Origin of the sequence: Pseudomonas sp. GL93 (assembly GCF_003408955.1) — a bacterium.
Classification (GTDB): Bacteria; Pseudomonadota; Gammaproteobacteria; order Pseudomonadales; family Pseudomonadaceae; genus Aquipseudomonas; species Aquipseudomonas paracarnis.
In genome coordinates, this window is the sequence record NZ_NKRF01000075.1 from 192939 (window position 1) to 202709 (window position 9771).

Below are 9771 nucleotides of genomic sequence, written 5' to 3' on the forward strand. Positions count from 1 at the left end.
CGATTTAAAGTTCGCCTTATCGCGATATAACGCTTTACGACACCGAGCACCCTGCTATGTCCATCGACCTCGACGAAATAATAAAAGCCCTGGCGCACCCAGTACGACGAGACATCCTCACCTGGCTCAAAGACCCGAAAGTGCAGTTCCCCGAGCAATTGCACAACCACGAATACGGCATCTGCGCCGGGCAGATCGACCAGCGCTGCGGCTTATCCCAGTCGACTGTGTCGGCGCACCTGGCCACCTTGCAACGGGCGGGGTTGATCAGCAGCCAGAAGGCCGGGCAATGGCACTTTTTCAAACGCAACGAGGAGGTGATCCAAGCCTTCCTCACCGCGCTCATAACCGAACTCAGCGCACCGTAATCACCAAGGACACACACATGCCCCTCTCGCTACTCATACTGGCCCTGAGCGCCTTCGCCATCGGCACCACCGAGTTCGTCATCATGGGCTTGCTGCCCGATGTGGCGGCGGACCTGGGTGTGTCGATTCCCGGCGCCGGCTGGCTGGTCACCGGTTACGCCCTGGGCGTGGCCATCGGCGCACCGTTCATGGCACTGGCCACCGCCAGGCTGCCACGCAAGGCGGCGCTGGTAGCGTTGATGGGTATTTTCATTATCGGCAACCTGCTCTGCGCCCTGGCAAGCGACTACAACGTGCTGATGTTTGCCCGTGTGGTCACGGCGTTGTGCCACGGTGCCTTCTTCGGAATTGGTTCGGTGGTGGCGGCCAACCTGGTGCCGGCCAACAAACGTGCGTCGGCGGTGGCGCTGATGTTCACCGGGTTGACCCTGGCCAACGTGCTGGGCGTGCCCCTGGGTACGGCGCTGGGCCAGGAAGCCGGCTGGCGCTCGACCTTCTGGGCTGTGACCGTGATTGGCGTGATCGCCTTGATCGGCCTTATTCGCTTCCTGCCCGCCAAGCGTGACGAAGAAAAACTCGACATGCGTGCCGAACTGGCCGCCCTCAAGGGCGCCGGTATCTGGTTGTCACTGAGCATGACTGCGCTGTTTGCCGCGTCCATGTTTACCCTCTTTACCTATGTCGCGCCGCTGCTGGGCGATGTCACTGGCGTGTCGCCCAAAGGCGTGACCTGGACCCTGCTGCTGATTGGCCTGGGCCTCACCGTGGGCAACATCATCGGCGGCAAACTGGCGGACAAGCGCCTGGCGGCCACCCTGATCGGCGTGTTCATCAGCATGGCGGTGGTTTCCACGGTGCTGAGCTGGACCAGCGTCGCGGTGATACCGACTGAAATCACCCTGTTCCTGTGGGCCACCGCCTCGTTCGCCGCCGTGCCGGCGCTGCAAATCAACGTGGTGACCTTCGGCAAGGCCGCACCGAACCTGGTGTCCACCTTGAACATCGGCGCCTTCAACATTGGCAACGCCCTCGGCGCCTGGGTCGGCGGTAGCGTGATTGCCCACGGTTTCGGCCTGACCAGCGTGCCACTGGCCGCCGCGGCGCTGGCCATCCTCGCGCTGCTGGTGACCCTGATCACTTTCCGTCAGGTCGCCAATGCCGACCTGGCCCCCGCGACCAACTGATCAACTTAAAAGAGAAGGTGTTTTTTCCATGACGACTATTTTCGATCCGATCACACTGGGCGACGTGCAGCTGTCGAACCGCATCATCATGGCGCCGCTGACCCGCTGCCGTGCCGATGCCGGGCGCGTACCCAACGCACTGATGGCCGAGTACTACGTGCAACGCGCCTCCGCGGGGCTGATCCTCAGCGAAGCCACCTCCGTGACGCCCATGGGCGTGGGCTACCCGGACACCCCCGGCATCTGGTCCAACGACCAGGTACGTGGCTGGGCCAACATCACCAAGGCCGTGCATGGCGCGGGTGGCAAGATCTTCCTGCAATTGTGGCATGTGGGCCGCATCTCCCACGCGTCCTACCTGAACGGCGAAACCCCGGTGGCCCCGAGCGCGGTCCAGGCTAAAGGCCACGTCAGCCTGGTACGCCCACTGGCCGACTACCCAACCCCGCGCGCCCTGGAAACCGCTGAAATCGCCGACATCGTCGACGCTTACCGCACCGGCGCCGAGAACGCCAAGGCCGCCGGTTTCGACGGCGTGGAAATCCACGGCGCCAACGGCTACCTGCTCGACCAGTTCCTGCAAAGCAGCACCAACCAGCGCACCGACCAGTACGGCGGCTCTTTGGAAAACCGTGCGCGCCTGTTACTGGAAGTCACCGACGCCGCCATCGAAGTCTGGGGCGCTGGCCGCGTGGGCGTGCATCTGGCACCGCGTGCTGACGCGCATGACATGGGCGACGACAACCTCGCCGAGACCTTCACCTACGTTGCCAGCGAACTGGGCAAGCGCGGTATCGCCTTCATCTGCTCCCGTGAAAAAGAAGGCGCAGACAGCCTTGGCCCACAGCTGAAAAAAGCCTTCGGCGGCGCGTACATCGCCAACGAACGCTTCACCAAAGACAGCGCCAATGCCTGGCTGGCGGCGGGCAAGGCGGATGCAGTGGCCTTTGGTATTCCTTTCATCGCCAACCCGGCCCTGCCGGCACGACTTAAGGCTGATGCGCCGTTGAACGAGCCGCACCCGGAAACCTTCTACGGCAAAGGCCCGGTGGGTTACATCGACTACCCGACGCTGCCGATCTAACGTAACCCGCAAACCAATGTGGGAGGCGGCTTCCCCAATACTGTAGGAGCGAGCTTGCTCGCGAAAACCGTTAACGATAACGCGTGCGTCCTGAAAAACGCGGCGCCTGTCAGTTTTTCGCGAGCAAGCTCGCTCCTACAGTATCAGGGGCAAGTCCCCCTCCCACATTTGTGCCTGTATGTAGCCCCCTGGAAACATCGCTTCACAGAACGGCAACAATATCGCTACAAAATACTTAGCCGGCTACCTATCAACCGCCCGCCATGCCGTATATAAAGTCACCCCACAAATCAGGCAGAAGGACGATTGACCGTCCTTAGGCTTTACTGTTGACACAACGGGTTGCAATTACGCATTTTGTTTCAATTGCGCAGGCTGGGGCTCAGGCGCAGCATGTCCAGCCCTATGTCAGCCCAGCGCTCGGCGTCCTGGTGCAGTTCAAAGCTATCGGGGACCAGCAGCCACTGGCCGATCAAACCGTGGATGAAGGCATGTATGCAGACAGCCCCACGGGTGGTGTCGAGATTTTCAGGCAGTTGCCCGCGATGGACCGCGTTACGCAACGTCAGGCTGATACGCAGGTTGCATTCCAGGCTGTGGGTCTGGCGCTGGCGGCGCATGTCGCACATTTCATCGGTGAACTCGCACTTATGAAACAGAATCTCGTTGATACGCCGGGTTTTCGGGTCCAGGGCCACTTCATGGTAGAGATGAATCAGCAGCTTGCGCATACAGCCGAGCGGGTCGACTTCATCCTCGCTTTCACTCGCCCGGGCCAATTCGTCCAGAGGTTCGTGCAGCGTATCGAGCAGAGCCTGGAGCAAATCGGACTTATTGCTGAAATGCCAATAGATAGCCCCACGCGTTACGCCCGCCAACGCGGCGATGTCCGCCAGGGTGGTCCGCGCTACGCCACGCTCATAAAAGGCTTGCTCGGCGGCTTGGAGAATCTGGCTGCGCGTTTCCTGAGCTTCCTCTTTGGTGCGACGAACCATGGCAGTAAAACCTCAATCGGGACACTGTGGACGGTACTTGACCGTCATCTGAATAATTGTGGGACGACGCCGTCATGGGCGCCGAACGTACTAGAATCGAGGCTTGCGGCGGTGCTTTGTCAACATTGCGCGAAGCCTGTCAAGAGTTTACAAACAACCATGAACGTAAGTATATTGCGTAGCAAGCTACTTATCCACTCATGGCTTGTTTTTTACCCTTCCACACTTCTTGTGCGCACTCTGCGCGCCTGACCCGAGGATCTTCATGCAACTTAAGCCAGCTGTTACCGCTCTGGTCACTGCCGTCGCCCTGGCATCGCTGCTCAGCGGATGTAAAAAGGAAGAAGCGGCACCGCCCGCTCAAACCCCTCAGGTCGGCGTGGTCACCATTCAACCGCAAGCCTATACCCTGACCACCGAGCTGCCAGGCCGCACCACGGCCTTCCGCATTGCGGAAGTTCGTCCGCAGGTCAACGGCATCATTCTCAAGCGCCTGTTCAAGGAAGGCGCCGACGTGAAGGAAGGGCAACAGCTCTACCAGATCGATCCGTCGGTGTATGAGGCCACGCTCAAAAGCGCGCAAGCCAGCCTGACCCAGACCAAGTCCATCACCGATCGCTACAAGCAATTGGTCGAGGAGCAAGCCGTCAGCCGTCAGGAATACGACACTGCCGTCGCCAACCGCATGACCTCCGAAGCAAACGTTCAAACCGCCCAGATCAACGTGCGCTACACCAAGGTGTACGCGCCGATCTCCGGGCGTATTGGCCGTTCTTCGGTAACCGAAGGCGCACTGGTCAGCAACGGCCAAACCGACGCCATGGCGGTGATCCAGCAACTGGACCCGATCTACGTCGACGTCACGCAATCTTCGGCTGAAATGCTCAAGCTGCGTCGCGACCTGGCCAGTGGCCAACTGGAAAAAGCCGGCGAAAACGCTGCCAAGGTCAAGCTGACCCTGGAAGACGGCACGGCCTACGCCCAGGACGGTAAGCTCGAGTTCTCCGAAGTGTCGGTTGACCAGACCACCGGTTCCGTGACCCTGCGCGCCGTGTTCCCCAACCCTGACCACGTGCTGCTGCCGGGCATGTTCGTGCACGCCCAGTTGCTGGCCGGTGTGAACAGCAAGGCCATCCTGGCCCCGCAACAAGGCGTGACCCGTGACCTGCGCGGCATTCCGACGGCGCTGATCGTGAACAAGGACAACAAGGTCGAGCAACGCGAACTGGTTGCCAACCGTACCGCCGGTGCCTACTGGCTGGTGGAAAAAGGCCTCAATGCCGGTGACCGCGTCATCACCGAAGGCTTGCAGTACGTCAAGCCAGGCGCCGAGGTGAAGGTCACGGAAGCCTCCAACGCTAAACCCGCCGGTACTGCTGCAGCGCCTGCTGCCGCTGCTGGTCAAGGGGAGTAATCCATGTCGAAATTTTTTATCGACCGTCCCATTTTCGCCTGGGTAATTGCCCTGGTGATCATGCTGGTCGGGGCACTCTCGATCCTGAAACTGCCCATCAACCAATACCCGGCCATTGCGCCAACGGCCATTGATATCCAGGTGACCTACCCAGGCGCGTCCGCACAAACCGTGCAGGACACCGTGGTGCAGGTGATCGAGCAACAGCTCAACGGTATCGACAACCTGCGTTATGTCTCCTCGGACAGTAACTCCGACGGCAGCATGACCATCACCGTGACGTTCAACCAGGGTACCAACCCGGATATCGCCCAGGTCCAGGTACAGAACAAGCTGAACCTGGCCACCCCACTGCTGCCGCAAGAAGTGCAGCAACAGGGTATCCGCGTGACCAAGTCGGTGAAGAACTTCCTGATGGTGATCGGTCTGGTGTCGGAAGACGGCAGCATGACCAAGGACGACCTCTCCAACTACATCGTGTCCAACATCCAGGACCCGATCTCCCGTACCGCGGGGGTGGGTGACTTCCAGGTGTTCGGTTCGCAGTACGCCATGCGTATCTGGCTCGACCCGGCCAAGCTGAACAACTATCAGCTCACGCCAGTGGACGTCAGCAATGCCATCAAGGCCCAGAACGTGCAGGTGGCCACCGGCCAACTGGGCGGCCTGCCTGCCCTGCCCGGCACCCAACTGAACGCCACGATCATCGGCAAGACGCGCCTGCAAAGCACCGAGGAATTCGCCAAGATCCTGATGAAGGTGAATACCGACGGCTCCCAGGTTCGCCTGGGTGACGTCGCGCGCATCGAACTGGGCGGCCAGAACTACAGCATCAGTGCACAGTTCAACGGTAAGCCGGCTTCGGGTATGGCGATCAAGCTGGCGGCCGGTGCCAACGCACTGGACACCGGCAAGGCCATCCGCGAAACAGTCAAGTCCCTGGAGCCGTTCTTCCCGCCAGGCATGAAGGCGGTGGTGCCGTATGACACCACGCCGGTCGTGACCGAATCGATCTCCGGTGTGGTTCACACCCTGGTCGAAGCGATCGTGCTGGTGTTCCTGGTGATGTTCCTGTTCCTGCAAAACTTCCGCGCCACCATCATCACCACCATGACCGTACCGGTGGTATTGCTGGGTACCTTCGGGATCCTGGCGGCGTGCGGCTTCACCATCAACACCTTGACCATGTTCGGCATGATCCTGGCCATCGGCTTGCTGGTGGACGATGCCATCGTGGTAGTGGAAAACGTCGAACGGGTAATGGCCGAGGAGCATCTGTCGCCCAAAGAAGCGACGATCAAGTCCATGGGCCAGATCCAGGGCGCCCTGGTGGGTATTGCCCTGGTACTGTCGGCGGTACTGCTGCCGATGGCGTTTTTCGGTGGTTCCACCGGTGTGATCTATCGGCAGTTCTCCATCACCATTGTTTCGGCGATGGCGTTGTCGGTGCTGGTTGCCCTGATCTTCACCCCGGCTTTGTGCGCCACCATGCTCAAGCCGATTGATCCGGAAAAACACGGCCAGCCCAAGCGCGGCTTCTTCGGCTGGTTCAACCGCACCTTCGACAGCGGCGTACTCAAGTACGAGCGCGGCGTGGGTAACATGATCAAGCACAAGATCCCAGCGTTCCTGGTATACGCGCTGATCCTGGCCGGCATGATCTGGATGTTCACCCGTATTCCAAGCGCGTTCCTGCCTGAGGAAGACCAAGGTGTGATCTTCGCCCAGGTGCAGACACCGGTCGGTGCTTCGGCTGAGCGTACGCAAAAAGTCGTCGACGACATGCGCGCCTTCCTGCTGAACGACAAGGAAGGTGAGCCAGGCGAAGGCAAGGCGGTGAAGTCGGTGTTTACCGTGAACGGCTTCAACTTCGCCGGTCGTGGCCAGAGTTCGGGCCTTGCGTTCGTGATGCTCAAGCCGTGGGATGAGCGTGACTCGACCCAATCGGTATTCGAAGTGGCCAAGCGTGCCCAGGGTTACTTCTTCGGGGCCTTCAAGGACGCCATGGTATTTGCCATCGTGCCGCCTTCGGTGCTGGAGCTGGGTAACGCCACCGGTTTCGACGTGTTCCTGCAAGACCAGGGTGGTGTCGGCCACGACAAGCTGATGGCTGCGCGTAACCAGTTCCTGGGCGCGGCGGCACAAAGCAAGGTGCTGGCCGGCGTACGTCCTAACGGCGTGAACGACGAGCCGCAGTACGAGCTGACCGTTGACGACGAGAAGGCCAGTGCCCAGGGCATCAGCCTGGCGGATATCCAGCAGACCCTGGCCATTGCCTTGGGTGGTAGCTACATCAACGACTTCATCGACCGTGGTCGCGTGAAGAAGGTGTATGTACAAGGTGACGCCGCCAGCCGCATGTCGCCGGAAGACTTGGACAAATGGTACGTGCGCAGCAACGACGGAAAAATGGTGCCGCTGTCGGCCATCTCGTCGGGCCAGTGGATCTACGGTTCGCCCAAGCTTTCGCGATACAACGGTGTAGCGGCGATGGAAATCCTCGGCACCCCGGCACCGGGCTACAGTACCGGTGATGCGATGGCCGAAGTCGAACGCATTGCCAAAGAACTGCCGGCCGGTATCGGTTATGCCTGGACAGGCCTGTCGTATGAAGAACGCCTTTCCGGTTCTCAGGCTCCAGCGCTGTACGCACTGTCGCTGCTGGTAGTGTTCCTGTGCCTGGCGGCACTGTACGAAAGCTGGTCGATCCCGATCGCGGTGATTCTGGTTGTGCCACTGGGTGTGATCGGCGCACTGATCGCTACCAGTATGCGTGGCTTGTCCAACGACGTGTTCTTCCAGGTGGGCCTGTTGGTGACGGTGGGCCTGGCGGCGAAAAACGCCATCCTGATCGTGGAATTCGCCAAGGAGCTGCACGAGCAAGGCAAAGGTATCGTCGAGGCGGCTATCGAAGCGTCCCGCATGCGTCTGCGCCCGATCATCATGACGTCCATGGCGTTCGTGCTCGGCGTACTGCCGCTGGCGATTTCCACCGGTGCCGGCTCAGGCAGCCAGCACGCGATCGGTACCGGCGTGATCGGCGGGATGAGCACCCCCACTGTGCTTGCCATTTTCTGGGTGCCACTGTTCTACGCAACCGTGTCCTCGGCTGGCGAACGCAAAAAGAAAGACACTACTGAAACTCCTAAAGAGGCTGGCCAATGAGCAAGTCGCTACTTTCCCTAGCCGTCACCGCATTCGTGCTCAGTGGCTGCTCGCTGATACCTGACTATCAGCGTCCCGATGCGCCGGTGGCCGCGCAGTTCCCGCAGGGGCCGGCGTATTCGTCGGCCCAGGCGCCGAGCCAGGCCGCTGCCGAGCAAGGCTGGAAGCAGTTTTTCCATGACCCTGCCCTGCAACAGCTGATCCAGACCGCGTTGGTGAACAACCGTGACCTGCGTGTCGCGGCGCTGAACATCGACGCCTATGCGGCGCAGTACCAGATCCAGCGTGCCGACCTGTTCCCGGCTATCTCGGCCACCGGCAACGGCAGCCGCCAGCGCACCCCGGCGAAGCTGTCGCAGACTGGCGAATCGACTATCGCCAGCCAGTACTCGGCAGGCCTGGGCATCAGTTCGTACGAGCTGGACCTGTTCGGCCGCGTGCGCAGCCTCAGTGAAGAAGCGCTGCAAAAGTACTTCGCCACTGAAGAAGCGCGGCGCAGCACCCAGATCAGCCTGGTGGCCAGCGTGGCCAATGCCTACCTGACCTGGCAGGCCGACAAGGAGCTGCTCAAGCTGACCCAAGACACCCTGGCGGCCTTCGAGCAGAGCTACAAACTCACCTCGCGCAGCAATGAAGTCGGCGTGGCCTCGGCCCTCGACCTCAGCCAGGCACGCACTTCGGTGGAAAACGCCCGTGTGCAACTGGCCCGTTACACCCGCCAGGTGGCCCAAGACGAAAACAGCCTGACCCTGCTGCTGGGCACCGGCCTGCCGGCGAATATCGCCAGCAAGCCGCTGTCCGATGACCTGCTTAGCGAAGTGCCGGCCGGGTTGCCATCGGACCTGCTGCAACGTCGTCCCGACATTGTGCAGGCCGAGTACAACCTCAAAGCGGCCAACGCCAATATCGGCGCGGCCCGTGCGGCGTTCTTCCCGAGCATCAGCCTGACCGCCAGCGCCGGCACCGCCAGCCCTACCCTGGGCGGCCTGTTCAAAGGCGGTTCGGGGACCTGGGCGTTTGCCCCGCAGATCAACATCCCGATCTTCAACGCCGGTAGCCTGCGCGCAAGCCTGGACTACTCGAAGATCCAGAAAGAGATCAACGTGGCCAACTACGAGAAGGCCATCCAGACCGGCTTCCAGGAAGTCTCCGACGGCCTCGCCGCGCGTGCGACCTATAAGCAGCAACTGGATGCCCAGCGCGGCTTCGTCGAGGCTAACCAGGATTACTACCGCCTGGCCGAGCGTCGCTACCGCATTGGTGTCGACAGCAACCTGACGTTCCTCGACGCCCAGCGCCAACTGTTCAGTGCCCAGCAATCGCTGATCACCGACCGCCTGGCGCAGCTCACCAGCGAGGTCAACCTGTACAAGGCCCTCGGCGGTGGCTGGAACGAGCAGACTGCGAAGAACGAACCGTTGAAAGAACAAGCACCGCCGTTGAAGTTGTTCTGTGAGCGCGGGGGTAAAAAACCGCCTCCCTTTCCCCCTGCGCTTTTACACCCCCGACCCTGCCCGCGGATATCGAGTGTGAATGATTATGTGTGTCGGAGCGCGCTTAA

6 protein-coding genes and 1 pseudogene are annotated in these 9771 nt (G+C 60.9%); 6 read left to right on the top strand and 1 reads right to left on the bottom strand.

The annotated features are described in order from the left end of the window. Positions 1-56 precede the first annotated feature (56 nt). From CER19_RS14615 to CER19_RS14625, 3 genes are read left to right on the top strand one after another with little or no spacing between them, the layout of a single operon-like run. Positions 57-368 carry a helix-turn-helix transcriptional regulator gene (locus tag CER19_RS14615; RefSeq protein ID WP_003189349.1) on the top strand — a complete coding sequence of 104 codons (312 nt, stop codon included), beginning with the start codon at positions 57-59 and terminating at the stop codon, positions 366-368. Between the two features lie 17 nt (positions 369-385). Continuing rightward, positions 386-1552: an MFS transporter gene (locus CER19_RS14620; RefSeq protein ID WP_116666927.1), complete on the top strand. Its 1167-nt coding sequence runs from the start codon at positions 386-388 to the stop codon at positions 1550-1552. 28 nt (positions 1553-1580) lie between these two features. Further along, positions 1581-2636, top strand: a complete 1056-nt coding sequence (locus tag CER19_RS14625) for an alkene reductase (RefSeq protein ID WP_116666928.1) — start codon at positions 1581-1583, stop codon at positions 2634-2636. 362 nt (positions 2637-2998) lie between these two features. Here CER19_RS14625 and CER19_RS14630 read toward each other — a convergent pair whose 3' ends face one another. Next, complete coding sequence (locus CER19_RS14630; RefSeq protein WP_034125975.1) at positions 2999-3631, bottom strand: TetR family transcriptional regulator; 633 nt, start codon at positions 3629-3631, stop codon at positions 2999-3001. 265 nt (positions 3632-3896) lie between these two features. On the opposite strand from CER19_RS14630, the gene CER19_RS14635 reads away from it, so the two are divergent. The 3 genes and pseudogenes from CER19_RS14635 to adeC form a co-directional block, all read left to right on the top strand. Continuing rightward, on the top strand, positions 3897-5045 hold the full coding sequence (locus CER19_RS14635) for an efflux RND transporter periplasmic adaptor subunit (protein WP_116666929.1): 1149 nt from the start codon (positions 3897-3899) through the stop codon (positions 5043-5045). Between the two features lie 3 nt (positions 5046-5048). Continuing rightward, positions 5049-8210 (top strand): efflux RND transporter permease subunit, encoded by a 3162-nt coding sequence (locus CER19_RS14640; RefSeq protein WP_116666930.1) that lies wholly within the window; start codon positions 5049-5051, stop codon positions 8208-8210. Then, positions 8207-9661: pseudogene (adeC, locus tag CER19_RS14645) on the top strand (AdeC/AdeK/OprM family multidrug efflux complex outer membrane factor); the annotation flags it as partial. The gene CER19_RS14640 and the pseudogene adeC, both read left to right, overlap by 4 nt. Positions 9662-9771: the final 110 nt, after the last annotated feature.

Excerpts from the sequence above, each read along its gene's own strand:
- CER19_RS14615 (WP_003189349.1), top strand. The coding sequence starts at position 57 with ATGTCCATCGACCTCGACGAAATAATAAAAGCCCTGGCGCACCCAGTA.
- CER19_RS14635 (WP_116666929.1), top strand. The coding sequence starts at position 3,897 with ATGCAACTTAAGCCAGCTGTTACCGCTCTGGTCACTGCCGTCGCCCTG.
- CER19_RS14640 (WP_116666930.1), top strand. The coding sequence starts at position 5,049 with ATGTCGAAATTTTTTATCGACCGTCCCATTTTCGCCTGGGTAATTGCC.
- CER19_RS14620 (WP_116666927.1), top strand. The coding sequence starts at position 386 with ATGCCCCTCTCGCTACTCATACTGGCCCTGAGCGCCTTCGCCATCGGC.
- CER19_RS14630 (WP_034125975.1), bottom strand. The coding sequence starts at position 3,631 with ATGGTTCGTCGCACCAAAGAGGAAGCTCAGGAAACGCGCAGCCAGATT.
- CER19_RS14625 (WP_116666928.1), top strand. The coding sequence starts at position 1,581 with ATGACGACTATTTTCGATCCGATCACACTGGGCGACGTGCAGCTGTCG.